Here is an 18,159-nt window from a genome sequence, read left to right on the forward strand (position 1 = left end):
TCCTAGGAGTCGGTGCTCGGTGTGCCACTGCCACTGATAAAGGTTTTGTACAGCTGGATGATCTGTGGGCCGGAATCGTCTTGCGGCGTTGGCCCAGGTACACCGTCACCTTCGCATTGCTTGACGAACTGGCCGAAGATCTGCGAATCCCCACCTGAGTTGTCGGCTGGCTGCACTACATAGAAGCAACCGAAACCGATGACAGGAATCGACGTTGCACCCGAATTCTTGCCAGAGCAGTCGCCTACCACGATCTTCAGCATCCGCCGCTCGAAAACCCCACCCGACTGGCAACCCGTGCCGCCTGCAACACATGCGGCTGTCTGCGCGGAATAATCGTTGTAGTCGAACAGCGGCGTGCCGCCAGCAGACAGGTTGCCATTGCTCGAAGTGACGACCTGGCCCTGCTGCTCTACTCGGGGAGGCGTGGTTGCATCGTTGTATGTCATCACCGGGTCGCTATAGTTCGTCACCAGGTCCGGCGGATAGTCCGAATTATTGAGCGACCCGGTGTACTGGCCAAAGCGCGTGTTCAGGCCTTTGACGGAAGGGCCAACTGTGTTGCCAGGCTTGGTGGTGACGTTTTCACCGACATTGCGGCAGACCGAGGCGCCGCCGGCCATGAGTTCGCCAACTTCCTTGCCACCCGAGCCAAAATCGAGCAGCTGAAAATTGCCCGGGCCGATCGGGTCGCTGTTCTTGGAGGCTGATTTCAAGACCTCCAGGTCACCAAAGCGATAGCCCCAGAACATTCCGGTATCCGGGTTGTATTTGGTCGAGTCGCCACACACCAGCAGCGGTGCAAGATCACATGGACTGGTCGGGCTCGGCCCGGCGGTGGCAATCGCCGCCACGCTCTTGGTCCCCACGGTTCCCATACCGATTGACTGGGCGAAGCTCCAGAAAAAGCCCGCCAGTGAGTAATTCGATACCGAGACCCGCACATAGGTGGCATTGGCCGGCCCGGGGAAGGAGAAAGGCCCATAGACACTGTCTGCCAACTCCACCACAGCGAATGCTCCAGGGTTGCCGCCGATTGCCGTCGCCAGCTCATTGTTGCCTGCGGCCTTGGCATTTTCGTTCAGGGTAAAAAGCGCGGCACTGCGTGCGGTAGTGGCGGCATTGCCTGAGCCCATCACCTGGCTCAGGGTCTTGGCACCACTGAGGGCGGCGGCATCCACCGCATTCTGCAGTCGGGTCTTGTTCAACAACATGTGACCACCATCGAGCACCAACGCGGCCATCATCAGTATCGCCAACAGGGCGATCACGATGATGATAGTTACTGCGCCCCGCTGTTGGCCTGGCGGCGCGGTGAACATCCGTTGGGCTCGATGAGTCATGATCACGCCCTCGATCAGCGAGTTGAATCAGTGACCTGGATCTGGATCGGCTGACCGACCTGCTGCGCATCGCCAGTCACCCCCCTATAACCATTGATCACCTTCTCCAGCAGCGGCCCATCGACTCCAGCGGCAGGCAGTTCAGTACCTGGGTTGGCAGCTGCCTGCTTGTCGGCAATCTGTTGGTAGGTAGTCTGGTAGACGCTGTACCCCAGCGGGCCAACGCGCCCTTCGTCGTACGACATGCAACCGGACAAACCCGACAGCAGCGCGCAACACACGATCATGCTTCTCATGCTGGTTCTCTCCGATCAATTCAGATCATGGCCAAAGTTGCCACCGCTGACCCCGAGGCTGACGGGTACCGCGCGCCCAGGCTCGCTGCCCTTGGTCTTGCCGAGCAGGTAGAAGTCCAGGTCGCTGGGCTCGACGAACTTCTCGGTGGGCAGGCGCACCGCCTTGGCATCCACAGGCTTGGCCAGGTGCGGCGTTACCAGGATCACCAGTTCGGTTTCACCGTTTATGAACGACTGGCTGCGGAACAGGTGCCCGAGTATCGGCAGGTCCCCCAGCCCGGGGAAACGGCTGACGAAATCGCGGGTGTTTTCACTGATCAAGCCGGCGATGGCGATGGTCTGGCCATTGCCAAGTTCGACCGTGGACTCGGCGCTGCGCTTGGTCAACGACGGAATGACCTGGGTGACACCATCGCCCAGAATGCTGTTCAGGCCTGTGTCGAGTACCAGCGAGTTGACGTTGGAAAGCTCGCTCACCGAGACATTCAGGTTGAGGTTGATGCGCCCGGAGTCGAGCACCACCGGCAGAAACTTCACGCCGACACCGAATTCCTTGTATTCGATGGTGATGCCATCATCCTCGGTGATCGGAATCGGGAACTCGCCACCGGAAATGAACTCCGCCTGCTGCCCGGTCAGGGTGGTGAGGGTGGGTTCCGCCAGCACTTTGGCCGAACCATTGTCCTTGGACGCCTCCAGCACCACGTTGAAGAGGAAATCGTCGGACAGGAACTGGGCGAACAAGCCTTTGCCGCCACCAATCAGCGAACCTGGCGAAAGGATCGAGCCGCCACCTGGAGTCAGGCCCAGCCCTTGACCATTGTTGAACCCGCCACCGCTCCAGTTGCCAGATGAGCCAAGGGCATTGAAGCGCACGTTGAGGTTCTTGATCAGGCTGCGCTGCATCTCGGCCACTTTCACTTCCAACATCACCTGCTGGCTGCCACCGACACTGAGCAGGTTGATCACCTCCAGCGACTGGGCCGGGGCCGCCTCGGCAGCTTCACCTTTGCCTTGCACCACACTCGAGGTCTGCGCGGCATAGGTCTTGGCCACTTTCATCGCCGTGTCCATGGCGCCGGCGCTGCGCACCTGGCCACGCAGCACAAGTGCGCCCTGGGCACTGAACACCTCGATGTTCTCTTCGGGCAACAACTGATGCAGTTTGGTCTTGAGCCCGGTGAGGTCATGCACGACCTCCACATCCAGGGTCTCGATCAAGCGGTTGTTGCTGTCCCACAGCAATACGTTGGTAGCGCCCAGAGAACGGCCAAGCAGGTAGAGCTGGGTCGGGCTGGTGATCAGGATATCGGCGATATCCGGGTTGCCTACCGAGATTTTCCTGACCGGTGTACGAGTGCTGATCGTCCGCGACTTGTAGATGGGTACCTGGACTATGTTGGTGTTGGCCGCCGGCATGGCGCTGTAGCCCGCCCCCGGTTCTGCAGCCTGCGCCACGCCAGCGAACAACAGCTGCGTACCCAGCCCACACAACAGGTACAGCCCTAGTCTCTGCAAAGTATTCATTGACTACTCCCTGCAAGGTGATCTTGTTGCTGCCGAAAGTTAGCTATCGGGACGTCTTCTGCCTTAGAATCTGGCTTTCGCGACCTCGATTTCGGTCCCGCGGATGATGGTGACCGCGCCACCGTCGTTACTGCGATTTACCACCGGTTTTGGTTGGGGTTTGACTGCTGGCGGTACGGCCTTCACCGGCTCGGCAGCAGCAACGGTTGGCGCCGGCTTCTGAGCATCCAGCGGATTACGCAGGGCCAGTTGCAACTTCCCTTCCGATTGCGCCTTGACCAGGATTTCTGCCTCTTTCGCCGACATTTCCAGGGTCACCGCCCGCACTACCACCGGTTGGGTCTTGTCCGTCCCTGCCGTCTGATCCACGGCCAATACCCGCAAGTCCTGGAGGATAGTCCTGGACTCTGCGTCATTACTGCCGCCGTCACTTTGCCTGGTCGCCAGTACATCGACCCGGTTACCCGGCAAGAGGAACCCACCCACCCCGACCACATCATCCACTCGCACCGAAATGGCACGTTTGTCGGGGGCGATCAACGAAGCCAGGGTGCTGCCACCCAAGTGCTCGGCCAGGCGGGCGCTGCGCAGCACGTCGCCGCGCAACAGGGCGAAGGTGGCGATCTTGCCCAGCACCTTTTCGTTACTGTCGAAGGCATCGTCTGGTACCGCGTCCTTGGGCATGCGCACGATGGCGACCTGCTGGGCCTCGATCATCTGCCCGAACGGGATCTCCACCGTGGCGACCACCACGTTCTTCATGTTGTTGTCCGGGACGGTGTTGAGCCGACCATCGAGCCAGTTGTTGGCCATCAAGGCGGCGCCAAGCCCCAAGGACAGGGAAACGGCAACCAGGATCAGCGTACGGGCACTCATGTCTGCATCTCCTCATCCAAGGAAGTCGATCTGCACGAAGTAGCTTTGCCAGGCCCATTTCAGCTCCTGCTCCGACAACGGCCCCTCGCCCCCCAGATAACGCTGGCGGTCAAGTGCCATGTTCAGCAGGTCGCGAGGGTGGCAGGGCACCAGCGGCACGCCTTCGGCCTCGTACAGCGCCTGTAGCGCGTAACGCAACAACAACGGGTCGTAAGCCAGGCCCAGGCGTTCGCATTCCTGACGCCAGATGCGCTCGTATTCATCGACCTTCAGGTAGCTGAACTGCAGCTTGTAGCCGATGCGTCGCAAGAAGGCTTCGTCGGCCAGCTCCAGCGGGTTGAGGTTGGTGGAGAACACCAGCACCAGATCGAACGGCAGCTCGCAATGGCGCCCGCCCCCCAGGTTGAGGAAGTCGCGCTTCTCTTCCATTGGCACGATCCAGCGGTTGAGCAATTCGGCCGGAGCCATGCGCTGGCGCCCCATATCGTCGATGATGAACAGGCCATTGCTGGCCTTGAGTTGCAAGGAGGCCTGGTACTGGCGGGTATTCGGATCGAAGCGGACATCCAGTTGCTCCATGCCCAGTTCGCCGCCCGTGATCACCACCGGGCGCTTACAGCGCACCAGCCGGCGATCGATGCCTTCGTTGAGCAACAGGCTGGTGGGTTGGCCCTCCTCCTCCAGGCGCTGATGCACCTGAGGGTCATACACTTCGATGACCGACTCATTGATCTCTATGGCATGCGGTACCCAGATGGCTTCGGCGAACAGACGAATCAACCGGCTGCTGACGTATGTCTTGCCGGTACCTGCAGGGCCATAAATCATGATGGCGCGCCCGGAGTTCAGCGCTACGCCCAGCTGATCGAGCATGCTGTCCGAGAGCACGACGCCAGTGAAGGCCGTGTGCATGTCCTGCATATTGATGCGGCCATGGTGGATGGTCTGCAGCTTGAGCAAGTCACGATAGGCACTCACCGGGAAGGGCGCCGCGCCGATATAGCCGCTGCGCGCCAGTGCATCGCGGGCGGTGGCACGGCCGCGCTCGGTCAGGCCGTAGCGCAGCACCTGCCCCCCCGTTTGCACACCGACCTGGCCCAGTACTTCGACGCGGCCATCCTTGCGCAGAAAGGCCAGCACTTCTTCCACTACCGCACCGGTCAGCGCAAGGCGCTCGACCAGACGTGACAGGTCCAGCGTACCGGCGTCGTGCAAGTGCTTGCACAGCAAATCACCGAGAAAGCTTTCCGCCAGCCCAGTCTCACCGACTGTACGTGGCTGAGGTGCCAGGCTCTGCACTGCGTCCTTGTCACAGGCGCAGGCACCACTGTCTCTGAGTGCATACATTATTAGCCTCCCAGGCTATAGGCCTAGCGGCAGCCCAAACAGGCTGACAAGGGTTCCGGACAGGATCGCGACTGAATAAGGGAAAGGCTTACCTGCCACCTCATCCGCCTCCGGCGCAAAATAAGCCTGCGCCGTCAAGATCAACCAGTAGCGTTGTAATGTCTGTTTCAACTGCCCGCGCATGAGCACTATCAACATCCCGCACACGCCACCGGCAATAAGGCTAAGAAGTGCTGCCGCAAGTGCTTCATACGGATTAAGAAAAGTACCGACCATGGCCATCAGCTTGACGTCTCCGGCTGCCATGCCCCCCAGCGCGTACATCGGAATAAACACGGCAAAACCGATAAACATACCCACCACGCCATAACCCAGCCCGGTAAGTTCTGCGGAATAAACCTGACCCGCCAGCCCCAAACCCAGCCCCAGCAAGATCAAAATATTGGGAATGCGGTGGTTACGAAGATCCCCGACCACCGCAATACCCAGTAGCCCTAGCAGCACGACAATGGCGAACAGAGACTCTGCTGACATTGCTGCATCCCCCTTGGGGCTTAGTTAAAAATTTAGTTCAAGCAGTCGTACCGCCAAGCGCAGTAATCAGCAGGTTGATCTTTGTCTTCACTGCGGTTCCCAAGTTAGTAAACGCAGTAACCAGGGTGGCGGCAACCAAGCCACCTGCTATTGCATATTCAACAACGGTCAAGCCATTTTCATCTTCGACGAACTTCATCACCGAAGTCTTGATTGTTTGCAGATTCATTTCGCTCACCTCGCTAAGGACATTATTTTTATTCCCGGGCAGTGGTGTTTGCACTACCTGATGGGAATCCTAGTAAGGGGGTGACGGTAGGGGTTAGGAGATTTTTGCGAATCGCTAGGACTTTTTTGCGGCTATTGGCCAGTATCGAAAGGTGCACAAGGCCACCAGTAAAACCGGCCGGAAAACCCGAATATGAGAAGCACTTTCGTATGCATTTGCAGCTGGATCAGGGAAAGGTCCCTGGCACGCTCGTTCAAAGCCGACAAGCGGTCGTCAGGCTCAAGGGCCATTCCAACTGCCGAACTCGTCTAACATCAGGGTTTTACAAAACGCTTAGACCGCCTTAATCGAAAACGATATAAGTTAATAACCAAATTGCTCGTCGTCTTAGTAGTGTTTTGACAATACTGCTGCTCGTAGGGAACTCCCCAGCATAAGGTTAAGTCACGATGTCTAACCCGGGCACAAAGCCGCTGTTGTTGTGGTTCGATCTGACACGCGATCATTCCACCGAAGCGCTGATGGCGCAGTTCAGCCATGTCTGCGATTGCAAACTGGCGAAAGCCGTCGCGCAATCCGAACGCCAGCAGGCAGACATGATCTGCATGCATTTCGATCGCCCCGACACCCTCAACCTCAACCTGCTGCTGGAAGTGAAGCGCAACTCACCGTCAATCCCGGTCACCATGTTCACCGTGCAGCACTCCGAAGAGTTGGCCGTCTGGGCCATGCGTTCGCGGGTCTGGGAGTATCTGGTATTGCCGCTGACAAGCGGTGAGAAAAGCCGCTACATCGATGTCCTCAAGCAGCTTTGCGACATCCGCCGCGCCAGTAAGAGCTCAGGCAATGCGCAGCGCATCGATCACCTTCCCTCCTTGCCGGACAGCATTCGCCTGACCGGCGAACACCACAAGCACCAGGCGCTCAGCAAGGTGATGCCGTACATCGACCAGCACTTTCGCGAATGCGTCGATCAAAAGGACCTCGCGCAGCGCTGCGGCATGACCACGGCCCGTTTCAGCCGCCTGTTCAAAGAGGTCAACGGCGTCGGGTTTCTGGACTACATCCTGAGCAAGCGCATGAACCTGGCCATGGACCTGCTCGTCAACAGCCAGATGCCGATTACCAGCATCGGTTACGAGGCCGGCTTCAAGGACCCGTCCTACTTCGCCCGCACCTTCAAGCAGGTCAGCAACTGCACGCCCAGCGAATACCGCCAGGCCCGCCAGCTCGGAGCGTCGACCAGCGAAACCGAGCCCCTGGAGGGTTCAAATGCGCCACTGCTGGATAACGTGTTACCGAGTGCGGCGCTTCACAAGAGCCGTTGAAGAATCACACGGCAGGCAGCAACCCATCCGCCCGCAACAACGTCTCCAGGCAATGCTCCTGCACCCCATAGAACGCCTTGAGCTGCCCGATCTTTTCCAGCAACGCCCCGTTGTCCCCTGCCTGGCGCCGCTTCACCGCAAGAATCATCTTGTTCTTGTTGGTGTGCTCCAGCGAGATGAACTCGAACACCTTGGTTTCGTACCCGCAGGCTTCCAGGTACAGCGCGCGCAGGCTGTCGGTCAGCATCTCGGCCTGCTGGCCCAGGTGCAGGCCGTACTGCAGCATCGGTTGCAACAACCCCGGACTGTGCAGTTGCGGGCGGATCTGCTTGTGGCAGCACGGCGAACACATGATGATCGCGGCGTTGCAGCGGATGCCGGTGTGGATGGCGTAGTCGGTGGCGATGTCGCAGGCATGCAGGGCGATCATCACTTCGATGGCCTCGGGCACCACGCTGCGCACATCGCCACATTGGAATTCCAGGCCTGGGTGCTCCAGGCGCAAGGCGGCGGCGTTGCACAGGTCGACCATGTCCTGGCGCAGCTCGACGCCGGTTACCTGTGCGTCGCGGCCCAGGCTGTTGCGCAGGTAGTCGTGCATGGCAAAGGTCAGGTAGCCCTTGCCAGAGCCGAAATCGGCCACCCGCAGCGCCTGCTGCGCAGGCACCGGGGCACTGGCCAGGGCATGGTCGAAGACTTCGATGAACTTGTTGATCTGCTTCCATTTGCGCGACATGGAGGGGATCAGCGCGCCTTGTGCATCAGTCACGCCCAGGTCTCGCAGGAACGGCCGCGACAGCTCCAGATAGCGCTTCTTCTCGCGGTCATGGCCGCTGCTGCTGGCAGCTTCGCGTGGCACCTGTGCGCCGTGGCGCTGCAGCATTGGCTTGCCCTTCTTGCTGAAGGTCAGCTGCACCTCACCGTCGGCGTCGAACAGGTGGGCGTTGCGGAAGCTGTCCGGCAGCAGCTCGCCGACCAGCGCCTGGGCCTGGTCCAGCGCCAGGTTGCGGGTGATGTCGCGGGTCTGGTGGCGGTAGACCAGCGACAGGCACGGCTGGCCCTTGACCTGCAGCGGCTTGGCGATAATCCGTTGCAAGGTCTGGTCGGCACCGACATGGCGCGCCAAAACCAGTTTGACCAGGGTATTGCCATGCAGGGCGGCGTTCAGCAGGTCGAGAAACTGGGTGCGCGCATCCGGCGCGGATGGGGCAGAAGAACTGGCGGACATGGAAAAACGGTGCCTCGGATAGCGGGGAGCGCATGGCGCAATGCACGCATTCTACAGGGTGGCTAACTTCCTGTGGGAGATCGCCCAGTCCATTGGGCTGCGCTGTCGCGTAGAGAACTGAATTCGCAAGCGCTACGCGTACCCTGTGGGAGCGGCTTTAGCCGCGAAGAATCCAACGCGGTGCCTGGCACCGGCTAAAGCCGCTCCCACAGAGTCCCTGCTGATTCAATGAGTTATGTGCAGTTCCATAGGAGCGGGCGCGTCAAGCCATCGAGGTTCGGTTCAATCGAGAATCACCAGCCGGTTGGGCAACTCGTTACGTGCATGGGTAGGCGGCACATGCTCGCTGAGCAGTTCGCCGCACGCCTCGATGCACTCGACAAACCCCTGTAAGGTGCGGCCCTGGCGTACCTGTTCGGCAAGGCGGGCGACGATGGCTGCGCGGGCGGTGGCATCCAGATGGTGCTCGATACCACGGTCGACCAGGATCTCCACATGCCGCTCCGCCTCGCTGACGAAGATCAGTACGCCCGTGGCACCAGCAGTGCGCTGCAGGTTCTGTTCGCGAAACTGCTGGCGGGCCAGGCGCGAGGCGCGCCAGCGGCGCAGGGCCCGGGGGATCAGCCAGCCGGCCAGGCGCGGGCTGCGCAGCAGCAGGCACAAGCCGACGAACAGGAGCACATTGGCTACCAGCAAGCCACGCACGCTGGGCCAACCCAGCAGCCAGTGCAACAGGCCCGGCACGGCCAGCGCCAGCACGGCGGCCCAGAACAAAGGCCAGTAGGCATAGTCGTCGGCCCGGCGGGCCAGCACCGTCACCAGTTCGGCATCGGTGCGCCGTTCGGCACGGGCAATGGCTTCGGCGATCTGGCGCTGATGGTATTCGTCGAGGGGTGTCATGCCGTCGGTCTCTTGAGCGTTCTTATAGTTGTTGTCCCGGCACTCGGGGCTTCGTCCGCAGGCGACATATTCAGGCATAATCCGCCGCTGGAAGAAATGCCTGCAAATCGTACAACAATAGCCGCCTGAAAACTCCGGCCGCGCGCGTATCACCGTGGATACGGCAGAGGCCCCACAACGGAATTGATGATGAAACTGTCTTTGCTGGGCCTGGCCATGGGCCTTGCCAGTCAGGCGGCCCTCGCCGCCCCCTCCGCCCCGCCCCTGCAGGACAAGCAGGCGTTCATCGAACATCTGATCAGCCAGATGACCGAAGCCGAGAAAATCGGCCAGCTGCGCCTGATCAGCATCGGCCCGGAAATGCCCCGCGACAAGATTCGCGAGGAAATTGCCGCCGGCCGCATCGGTGGCACCTTCAACTCGCGTACCGCGCCCGAGAACCGGCCGATGCAGGACGCGGCCATGCGCAGCCGCCTGAAGATCCCCATGTTCTTCGCCTACGATACCGTCCACGGCGAACGCACCATTTTCCCGATCGGCCTGGGCATGGCCGCGACCTGGGACATGGACGCCGTCGCCAAGGTCGGCCGCACCGCCGCCATCGAAGCCGCGGCCGACGCCCTGGACATGACCTTCGCACCGATGGTCGACATCGCCCGCGACCCGCGCTGGGGCCGTACCAGTGAAGGCTTCGGCGAAGACACCTACCTGACCTCGAAGATCGGTCAGGTGATGGTCCGCTCGTTCCAGGGCAGCAGCCCGGCCAACCCTGACAGCATCATGGCCATCGTCAAGCACTTCGCCCTGTATGGCGCAGTGGAGGGCGGGCGCGACTACAACACAGTCGATATGAGCCTGCCAAAAATGTACAACGACTACCTGCCGCCCTACCGCGCCGCGCTCGACGCCGGTGCCGGCGGGGTGATGGTGGCGTTGAACTCGATCAACGGCGTGCCGGCCACTTCCAACACCTGGCTGATGAACGACCTGCTGCGCAAGGAGTGGGGCTTCAAGGGCGTGACCATCAGCGACCACGGTGCCATTCAGGAGCTGATCCGCCATGGCGTCGCCCGCGATGGCCGCGAAGCCGCCAAGCTGGCGATAAAGGCCGGCATCGACATGAGCATGAACGACACCCTGTATGGCGAAGAGCTGCCAGGCCTGCTGAAGTCCGGCGAAGTGACCCAGGGCGAGCTGGACCAGGCGGTGCGCGAAGTGCTAGGTGCCAAGTACGACATGGGCCTGTTCAAGGACCCGTACGTGCGCATCGGCAAGGCCGAAACCGACCTGAAGGACTACTACGGCAACGACCGCCTGCACCGCGACGCCGCGCGTGACGTGGCGCGCCGCAGCCTGGTGCTGCTGGAAAACCGCAACCAGACCCTGCCGCTGAAAAAGGCCGGCACCATCGCCCTGGTCGGCCCGCTGGCCGATGCCCCGATCGACATGATGGGCAGCTGGGCTGCCGACGGCAAACCAGCGCACTCGGTGACCGTGCGCGAAGGCCTGCGCCGCGCCGTGGAGGGCAAGGCCAAGCTGGTCTACGCCAAAGGTTCCAACGTCACCGGCGACAAGGCGATGTTCGACTACCTGAACTTCCTCAACTTCGATGCCCCGGAAATCGTCGACGACCCGCGCCCGCCTGCGGTGCTGATCGACGAGGCAGTGAAGGCGGCGAAGCAGTCCGATGTGGTGGTTGCAGTGGTCGGCGAATCCCGCGGCATGTCCCATGAGTCGTCGAGCCGTACCACCCTGGAAATCCCGGCCAGCCAGCGGGAGCTGATCAAGGCCCTGAAGGCCACCGGCAAGCCGCTGGTGCTGGTGCTGATGAACGGCCGCCCACTGTCGATTGCCTGGGAGCGCGAGCAGGCCGACGCCATCCTCGAAACCTGGTTCGCCGGTACCGAAGGCGGCAACGCGATCGCCGATGTGCTGTTCGGCGATTACAACCCGTCCGGCAAGCTGGCCATCACCTTCCCGCGCTCGGTCGGGCAGATCCCGATGTACTACAACCACACCCGTATTGGCCGGCCCTTCACGCCGGGCAAGCCGGGCAACTACACCTCGCAGTACTTCGAGGAACCCAATGGCCCGCTGTACCCGTTCGGCTATGGCCTGAGCTACAGCAGCTTCGAGCTGTCGGGGCTGAAGCTGTCGAACAAGGACCTCAAGCGTGGCGACACGCTGGAAGCCAAGGTGACGGTGAAGAACACCGGCAAGGTGGCAGGCGAGACCGTGGTGCAGTTGTACCTGCAGGATGTATCGGCATCGATGAGCCGCCCGGTGAAAGAATTGAAGAACTTCCAGAAGCTGATGCTCAAGCCTGGCGAGTCGCGCACGTTGAGCTTCCGCATCAGTGAAGAAGACCTGAAGTTCTACAATGGCCAGCTGCAGCGGGTTGCCGAGCCAGGGGAATTCAATGTCCAGGTCGGGCTGGATTCCCAGGCGGTGCAGCAGCAGAGCTTTGAATTGCTGTAACTGACACGTCGCCTGTACCGGCCCTTTCGCGGGTAAACCCGCTCCCACAGGTACTCCGCAAGCAGATGACCTGCGCGATACCTGTGGGAGCGGGTTCACCCGCGAAGAGGCCGGCCCCGATATCCAATCATCCGGATCCGCCCCCATGCCCTTTTCCGTTCGCGCCCTGCGTCTGGGGCTGATCACCCTGTTGATCGTGCTGGGCACGGCCCTCAGCGCCGGTTGGGCCATGCACCAGGCCAAGCGCCAGGCCATGGAAGCCGACGCCCAGCGTGCCAGCCAGCAGCTGGGCCTGTATGCCAACGCCCTGCACACACTGATCGATCGCTACCGCGCCCTGCCCGCCGTGCTGGCGCTGGACCCGGAACTGATCGCCGCCCTGCGTGGCCCGGTCAGCGAACCGGTGCAGGACGCCCTGAACCGCAAGCTCGAACGCATCAATGGCGCCGCCAATTCCTCCACCCTCGAACTGCTCGACCGCACCGGCCTGGCCATCGCCGCCAGCAACTGGCGGCTGCCCAGCAGCTACGTGGGCTCCAACTATGGTTTTCGCCCCTATTTCAAGCAAACCCGCAGCCAGGGTAGTGGCCGCTTCTACGCAGTAGGTGTGACCAGTGGCGTGCCGGGCTACTTTCTCGCCAGCGCGGTGGACGACGAGCAGGGCCGCTTCCTCGGTGCCATGGTGGTGAAGCTGGAGTTCCCCGAACTGGAGCGCGAGTGGCGCCAGGGCAGCGACATTCTGCTGGTCAGCGATGCCCGTGGCATCACCTTCATCGCCAATCAGGACGGCTGGCGTTACCGCGAGCTGCAGCCACTCACGGGTGCCGACCGTGCCGAGCTGGCCGAAACCCGTCAGTACGACAAGCAACCGCTGGTGCCGCTGCAGCACCAGGTGCTGACCCGTTTTGCCGCCAACAGTACCCTCAGCCGCGTGCAAGGCCCGGAAGGCAGCGCCGACTACCTGTGGGAAAGCCTGCCGCTGGAGGGTGAAAACTGGACCTTGCATCTGCTGCGCAAGCCGCAGGTGGCCGCCGACGGTCGCCATGCCGCCCTCGGTGCCGCTGCCGTGTGGCTGAGCCTGGTGTTCGCTGCGCTGTTCGTCAGCCAGCGCCTGCGCCTGGCCCGCCTGCGCCAGCGCAGCCGGGAAGAGCTCAAGCGTCAGGTCGAGGAGCGCACCCGTGAACTGCGCACCGCCCAGGAGGGGCTGGTGCAATCGGCCAAGCTGGCCGCACTGGGGCAGATGTCGGCAGCCATGGCCCATGAAATAAACCAGCCGCTGACCACCCAGCGCATGCAGCTGGAAACCCTGCGCCTGCTGCTCGACCATGGCCGATATGACGAAGCGCGCCAGGCACTGGAACCGCTGGAACAGATGCTCACACGCATGGCCGCGCTCACCAGCCACCTGAAAACCTTCGCCCGCAACAGCCCGGTCGGCCTGCGCGAGCGCCTCGACCTGGCCACCGTGGTCGACCAGGCCCTGCACCTGCTGGAAGCGCGCATTCGCAGCGAAGAAGTGGAGGTAGCCTTGTACCTGGCGCGCCCGGCCTGGGTGCGCGGCGATGCCATTCGCCTGGAGCAGGTGCTGATCAACCTGCTGCGCAATGCCCTCGACGCCATGGCCGACAAGCGTTACAAACGCCTGGAAATCCGCATCGAGCCCGATGGCGAGCTGTGGCGTCTGAGCGTGCTGGATTCGGGTGGCGGCATTGCCGAAGCCGACCTGGCCAAGGTCTTCGACCCGTTCTTCACCACCAAGCCGGTGGGCGAAGGCCTGGGGCTGGGGCTGGCCATTTCCTACGGCATCGTCCACGAGGCCGGTGGCCAGCTGCAGGCCGAAAACCTGCCTGGCGGTGCGCGCCTGAGCCTTACCCTGCCCCGTGACCTGGAGCCCGTATGTTGAATTCAGTGATCGTCGTCGATGATGAAGCCAGTATCCGCACCGCGGTGGAGCAATGGCTGAGTCTGTCCGGCTTCAGCGTGCAACTGTTCGCCCGCGCCGAAGAATGCCTGGCACACCTGCCGCGGCACTTTCCCGGGGTGATCATCAGCGATGTACGCATGCCGGGCATGGATGGCCTGCAGTTGCTCGAACGCTTGCAGGCGGACGACCCTGACTTGCCGGTAATTCTGCTGACCGGCCACGGGGATGTGCCCATGGCAGTGGAAGCCATGCGCAGCGGTGCCTACGACTTCCTTGAAAAACCCTTCACCCCTCAGCACCTGCTAGGCAGCCTGCGCCGGGCCCTGGAAAAGCGCCAGCTGGTCCTGGAAAACCGCCGGCTGCACGAGCAGGCCGACCTCAAGTCACGCCTTGAAGGCACGCTGCTGGGCATGTCCCAGGGCCTGCAACAGCTGCGTCGGCAAGTGCTGGACCTGGCCGGCCTTCCGGTCAATGTGCTGATCCGCGGCGAAACCGGCAGTGGCAAGGAGCGCGTGGCCCGCTGCCTGCACGACTTTGGCCCGCGCGCTGGCAAGCCGTTCGTCGCCCTCAACTGTGCTGCCATCCCCGAGTCGCTGTTCGAAGCCGAGCTGTTCGGCCATGAAAGCGGCGCCTTTACCGGTGCCCAGGGCAAGCGCATCGGCAAGCTGGAGTACGCCAACGGCGGCACGGTGTTCCTCGACGAAATCGAAAGCATGCCACTGGCCCAACAGGCCAAGCTGCTGCGGGTGATCCAGGAACAGAAGCTGGAACGCCTGGGGGCCAACCAGAGCATCAGCGTCGACCTGCGCATCATCGCCGCGACCAAGCCCGACCTGCTCGAAGAAGCCCGCGCCGGGCGCTTCCGCGAAGACCTTGCCTATCGCCTGAACGTGGCCGAGCTGCGCCTGGCGCCATTGCGTGAACGGCGTGAGGACATTCCACTGCTGTTCGAGCACTTTACCCGTGCCGCCGGCGAAAAGCTTGGCCGCGCAGCCCCGCCACTGTCGGGCGCGCAACTGGCGCAGTTGCTGTCGCATGACTGGCCGGGCAACGTGCGCGAACTGGCCAACGCGGCGGAACGGCATGCATTGGGGCTGGGCTCGCCGAACATCGAGGTGGCGCCTGCCGGGCAGTCGTTGAGCGAGCAGATGGAAGCGTTCGAGGCGCAATGCCTGCGCGCGGCGCTGCGCCAGCATGGGGGCGCTATCAATGCAGTGATGGAAGCGTTGCAGCTGCCGCGGCGCACGCTGAACGAGAAGATGCAGCGGCATGGGTTGGTGCGCGAGGATTTTGTTGGGCGAGAATGAGCGGAAATCCGCTTATCGCACTCGGCCGACAAGCAAAAAACCGCTCATTAGCAGGATTTTTTTGGGGCTGCCTTGCAGCCCTTCGCGGGCACGCCCGCTCCCACAGGGAAACGCGAAGAGTCAGACGTCACGCGGTCCCTGTGGGAGCGGGCGTGTCCGCGAAGGGCGCAAGGCGCCCCCATCTGGGTCACGCCGCACCCATTTGGCACACCTTCTGCAATTGCCTTGGCAAGCTGCGCTACGGCGCGCTCCACAAAAACAACGAGAAGGTATCCCTGATGGATAATGCCACCTCCCTGCCAGCCGGGGCGGCCACCGCGCCTGCCACAGAAAAAACCACCGCCAGCCGCCTGAAGTCGATCTTCAGCGGGTCCATCGGCAACATGGTCGAATGGTACGACTGGTACGTCTACGCCGCATTCTCGCTGTACTTCGCCAAGGCCTTCTTCCCGGCCGGCGACTCCACCGCACAACTGCTCAATACCGCCGCGATCTTCGCCGTGGGCTTCCTCATGCGCCCGATCGGTGGCTGGCTGATGGGCCTGTACGCCGACCGCAAAGGCCGCAAGGCCGCATTGATGGCCTCGGTGCTGCTGATGTGCGCCGGCTCGCTGGTCATCGCCCTGACCCCGGGCTACGAAACCATCGGCGTCGCCGCGCCAATCCTGCTGGTCATCGCACGCCTGCTGCAGGGCCTGTCGGTGGGTGGTGAGTATGGCACCTCGGCCACCTACCTCAGCGAAATGGCCAGCAAGGACCGCCGCGGCTTCTTCTCCAGCTTCCAGTACGTGACCCTGATCTCTGGCCAGCTCATTGCCCTGGCGGTACTGATCGTCCTGCAACAGACCCTGACCACCGAGCAGCTGTATGCCTGGGGCTGGCGCGTACCGTTCGTGATCGGTGCGCTGTGCGCCGTGGTGGCCCTGTACCTGCGTCGCGGCATGGAAGAAACCGCCTCCTTCACCAAGAAGGAAAAGGCCAAGGAAAGCCTGATGCGCACCCTGCTGCGCCACCCCAAGGAGCTCATGACCGTAGTCGGCCTGACCATGGGCGGCACCCTGGCCTTCTACACCTACACCACCTACATGCAGAAGTACCTGGTCAACACCGTAGGCATGAGCATCAGCGACTCGACCACCATCTCGGCCGCCACGCTGTTCCTGTTCATGTGCCTGCAGCCAGTGATCGGTGGCCTGTCCGACAAGATCGGTCGACGCCCGATCCTGATCGCCTTCGGTGTACTCGGCACCTTGTTCACCGTACCGATCCTCAGCACCCTGCACACCATCCAGACCTGGTGGGGCGCGTTCTTCCTGATCATGGCGGCGCTGATCATCGTCAGCGGCTACACCTCGATCAACGCCGTGGTCAAAGCCGAGCTGTTCCCTACCGAAATCCGCGCCCTGGGCGTGGGCCTGCCGTATGCCCTGACCGTGTCGATCTTCGGCGGCACTGCCGAGTACGTGGCCCTGTGGTTCAAGAGCGCGGGCATGGAGAGCGGCTTCTACTGGTACGTCACCGCCTGCATCGCCTGTTCGCTGCTGGTTTACGCGACCATGAAGGACACCAAGCAGCACTCGCGGATTACCACTGAGTGATGCTGGCCTGGCAATACTGAAAAAGGGTCGCTCCAGTGCATGGAGCGACCCTTTTTTGTGATACGCGGTAGCCTGTGAGCCGATTGACGGCCTCATTCGGCTCACGAGATGAGCCGAATAGCCGGCTTATTCGGCTCACGGAACAAATCATGCCTTCCTGGCGGAGGCCGCAGTACCCGCTACCGCATCAACACTCAGGACATCTCCAACGCCTGACGCGGTTCACGGCGCTGGTACCAGGTAGCCATCAACACCAGTACCAGCAACACCCCGCCCAGCACCGCCGAAGAGCCGATCGTGCCGAAGTCCAGGCCGCCCTTATCGTGGGGTTTGGTGAGGAAGTCGCCCAAGGTGGCGCCGAACGGCCGGGTGAGCACGAACGCAACCCAGAACAACACCACGCCTGGGATGCGTGTCCAGTAGCGGGCCACCACGACCAAGGCAATGGCGCTGCCGATCAACAACGCACCACCGGCAAAACCAAGCCCTGAGTCATCGGCCAGATAATCGCCCAGCGCGGTGCCGAGGGTGTTGGAAAACAGGATCGCCACCCAGTAGAACAATTCGCCCGTGCGGTTCTTGATGCGGGTGACATCCAGCGGGTTGCCGCTCAGGCGCCATACCAGGAAGGTCAGCAGCAGGATGCCGATGAGGATGGCCGAACCCGCGGCGTAGCCCAGGCCCAGGGTGCGGTCCATGAAGTCGGACATGGTGGTGCCGGCGGTGCTGGTGGAGAGGATCACCAGCCAGTACAGCATCGGGTGGTAGCGGCGCGAGTACAGTTGGCCGAGCAAGGTCAGCAGGAACACGCTGATCAGCAGCAGCGAGCTGAGGGCATAGCCGATGTTCAGGGTCATCGACAGCAAATCACCCGCCGTTTCGCCAAGGGTGGTAGCGCAGATCTTCATGACCCAGAAGGCCAAGGTGATTTGCGGAAGTTTGTTCATTGTTGTGCCGCTCCGGTTTGAGGTGCGGCGATGGTGCTGAGCAGCATTTGAAAAATCGGTTGGTGATGTATGAAAAATGCGTTGAGCAGCCTTCAATGACAGATTTTTCATCCTTAACGCCCGATTAATTCCACTCCCCCAAGCTGCAATGGCTGGCAGAACGTCGGCGCATGAGCAGACACATCCTGAGCCAGAACAGCTGCCTGAGCGACAAGATGTGCGCCGACATATATCGAATTATTCGATTTTCAAGCACTATTATTTGCGCTTTTTAATCAAATAAATCGGCGTAGGATC

15 protein-coding genes are annotated in these 18,159 nt (G+C 61.8%); 5 read left to right on the forward strand and 10 right to left on the reverse strand.

The genetic code is table 11. From position 1 onward, the window contains the following. Positions 1-2 precede the first annotated feature (2 nt). The 7 genes from R9B85_RS07400 to R9B85_RS07430 all read right to left on the reverse strand — a co-directional run bounded on the left by R9B85_RS07400 (position 3) and on the right by R9B85_RS07430 (position 6,152). Positions 3-1,346, reverse strand: coding sequence for a TadE/TadG family type IV pilus assembly protein (locus R9B85_RS07400; protein ID WP_390899146.1), 1,344 nt, complete (start codon positions 1,344-1,346; stop codon positions 3-5). Between the two features lie 11 nt (positions 1,347-1,357). Further along, on the reverse strand, positions 1,358-1,639 hold the full coding sequence (locus R9B85_RS07405) for a hypothetical protein (RefSeq protein WP_133975105.1): 282 nt from the start codon (positions 1,637-1,639) through the stop codon (positions 1,358-1,360). A 15-nt stretch (positions 1,640-1,654) separates the two neighbouring features. Next, positions 1,655-3,166, reverse strand: a complete 1,512-nt coding sequence (locus tag R9B85_RS07410; protein ID WP_313856290.1) for a type II and III secretion system protein family protein — start codon at positions 3,164-3,166, stop codon at positions 1,655-1,657. A gap of 63 nt (positions 3,167-3,229) precedes the next feature. Continuing rightward, positions 3,230-4,042, reverse strand: coding sequence for a Flp pilus assembly protein CpaB (cpaB, locus tag R9B85_RS07415; protein ID WP_423770944.1), 813 nt, complete (start codon positions 4,040-4,042; stop codon positions 3,230-3,232). Positions 4,043-4,054: 12 nt separating this feature from the next. Further along, positions 4,055-5,389, reverse strand: coding sequence for an AAA family ATPase (locus R9B85_RS07420; protein WP_423770945.1), 1,335 nt, complete (start codon positions 5,387-5,389; stop codon positions 4,055-4,057). Between the two features lie 15 nt (positions 5,390-5,404). After that, on the reverse strand, positions 5,405-5,923 hold the full coding sequence (locus tag R9B85_RS07425) for an A24 family peptidase (protein ID WP_313856296.1): 519 nt from the start codon (positions 5,921-5,923) through the stop codon (positions 5,405-5,407). Between the two features lie 37 nt (positions 5,924-5,960). After that, a complete protein-coding gene (locus R9B85_RS07430) occupies positions 5,961-6,152 on the reverse strand; it encodes a Flp family type IVb pilin (RefSeq protein ID WP_313856298.1) in 192 nt (63 codons plus the stop codon). A gap of 449 nt (positions 6,153-6,601) precedes the next feature. Between R9B85_RS07430 and R9B85_RS07435 the strand changes: the two genes are divergently transcribed. Further along, positions 6,602-7,480, forward strand: coding sequence for a response regulator transcription factor (locus R9B85_RS07435; protein ID WP_215520797.1), 879 nt, complete (start codon positions 6,602-6,604; stop codon positions 7,478-7,480). Between the two features lie 4 nt (positions 7,481-7,484). Here R9B85_RS07435 and R9B85_RS07440 read toward each other — a convergent pair whose 3' ends face one another. Together R9B85_RS07440 and R9B85_RS07445 are read right to left on the reverse strand one after the other, a co-directional pair. Next, positions 7,485-8,708: a class I SAM-dependent methyltransferase gene (locus R9B85_RS07440; protein ID WP_423770946.1), complete on the reverse strand. Its 1,224-nt coding sequence runs from the start codon at positions 8,706-8,708 to the stop codon at positions 7,485-7,487. A 282-nt stretch (positions 8,709-8,990) separates the two neighbouring features. Further along, a complete protein-coding gene (locus tag R9B85_RS07445; protein ID WP_207877334.1) occupies positions 8,991-9,608 on the reverse strand; it encodes a TPM domain-containing protein in 618 nt (205 codons plus the stop codon). Positions 9,609-9,794: 186 nt separating this feature from the next. On the opposite strand from R9B85_RS07445, the gene bglX reads away from it, so the two are divergent. From bglX to R9B85_RS07465, 4 genes are all read left to right on the forward strand, one after another. Beyond that, a complete protein-coding gene (gene bglX, locus R9B85_RS07450) occupies positions 9,795-12,086 on the forward strand; it encodes a beta-glucosidase BglX (RefSeq protein WP_207877332.1) in 2,292 nt (763 codons plus the stop codon). Positions 12,087-12,231: 145 nt separating this feature from the next. Continuing rightward, positions 12,232-13,989 (forward strand): ATP-binding protein, encoded by a 1,758-nt coding sequence (locus R9B85_RS07455; RefSeq protein ID WP_112250470.1) that lies wholly within the window; start codon positions 12,232-12,234, stop codon positions 13,987-13,989. Continuing rightward, a complete protein-coding gene (locus tag R9B85_RS07460) occupies positions 13,983-15,317 on the forward strand; it encodes a sigma-54-dependent transcriptional regulator (RefSeq protein ID WP_252378658.1) in 1,335 nt (444 codons plus the stop codon). Before R9B85_RS07455 ends, R9B85_RS07460 begins: the two co-directional genes overlap by 7 nt. Positions 15,318-15,595: 278 nt before the next feature. Next, complete coding sequence (locus R9B85_RS07465) at positions 15,596-16,915, forward strand: MFS transporter (RefSeq protein ID WP_075046206.1); 1,320 nt, start codon at positions 15,596-15,598, stop codon at positions 16,913-16,915. A gap of 194 nt (positions 16,916-17,109) precedes the next feature. Here R9B85_RS07465 and R9B85_RS07470 read toward each other — a convergent pair whose 3' ends face one another. Beyond that, positions 17,110-17,862, reverse strand: coding sequence for a hypothetical protein (locus R9B85_RS07470; RefSeq protein WP_423770947.1), 753 nt, complete (start codon positions 17,860-17,862; stop codon positions 17,110-17,112). Positions 17,863-18,159: the final 297 nt, after the last annotated feature.

It is taken from the genome of Pseudomonas sp. NLJ1, from assembly GCF_049486705.1.
Lineage (GTDB): Bacteria > Pseudomonadota > Gammaproteobacteria > Pseudomonadales > Pseudomonadaceae > Aquipseudomonas > Aquipseudomonas inefficax.

Bases quoted from the DNA above. Each gene is read 5' to 3' on its own strand.
- R9B85_RS07430 (WP_313856298.1), bottom strand. From the start codon at position 6,152: ATGAATCTGCAAACAATCAAGACTTCGGTGATGAAGTTCGTCGAAGAT.
- R9B85_RS07445 (WP_207877334.1), bottom strand. From the start codon at position 9,608: ATGACACCCCTCGACGAATACCATCAGCGCCAGATCGCCGAAGCCATT.
- R9B85_RS07465 (WP_075046206.1), top strand. From the start codon at position 15,596: ATGGATAATGCCACCTCCCTGCCAGCCGGGGCGGCCACCGCGCCTGCC.
- R9B85_RS07405 (WP_133975105.1), bottom strand. From the start codon at position 1,639: ATGAGAAGCATGATCGTGTGTTGCGCGCTGCTGTCGGGTTTGTCCGGT.
- R9B85_RS07425 (WP_313856296.1), bottom strand. From the start codon at position 5,923: ATGTCAGCAGAGTCTCTGTTCGCCATTGTCGTGCTGCTAGGGCTACTG.
- R9B85_RS07435 (WP_215520797.1), top strand. From the start codon at position 6,602: ATGTCTAACCCGGGCACAAAGCCGCTGTTGTTGTGGTTCGATCTGACA.
- R9B85_RS07460 (WP_252378658.1), top strand. From the start codon at position 13,983: ATGTTGAATTCAGTGATCGTCGTCGATGATGAAGCCAGTATCCGCACC.
- R9B85_RS07410 (WP_313856290.1), bottom strand. From the start codon at position 3,166: ATGAATACTTTGCAGAGACTAGGGCTGTACCTGTTGTGTGGGCTGGGT.
- bglX (WP_207877332.1), top strand. From the start codon at position 9,795: ATGATGAAACTGTCTTTGCTGGGCCTGGCCATGGGCCTTGCCAGTCAG.
- R9B85_RS07440 (WP_423770946.1), bottom strand. From the start codon at position 8,708: ATGTCCGCCAGTTCTTCTGCCCCATCCGCGCCGGATGCGCGCACCCAG.
- R9B85_RS07470 (WP_423770947.1), bottom strand. From the start codon at position 17,862: ATGAACAAACTTCCGCAAATCACCTTGGCCTTCTGGGTCATGAAGATC.
- R9B85_RS07420 (WP_423770945.1), bottom strand. From the start codon at position 5,389: ATGTATGCACTCAGAGACAGTGGTGCCTGCGCCTGTGACAAGGACGCA.
- R9B85_RS07455 (WP_112250470.1), top strand. From the start codon at position 12,232: ATGCCCTTTTCCGTTCGCGCCCTGCGTCTGGGGCTGATCACCCTGTTG.
- cpaB (WP_423770944.1), bottom strand. From the start codon at position 4,042: ATGAGTGCCCGTACGCTGATCCTGGTTGCCGTTTCCCTGTCCTTGGGG.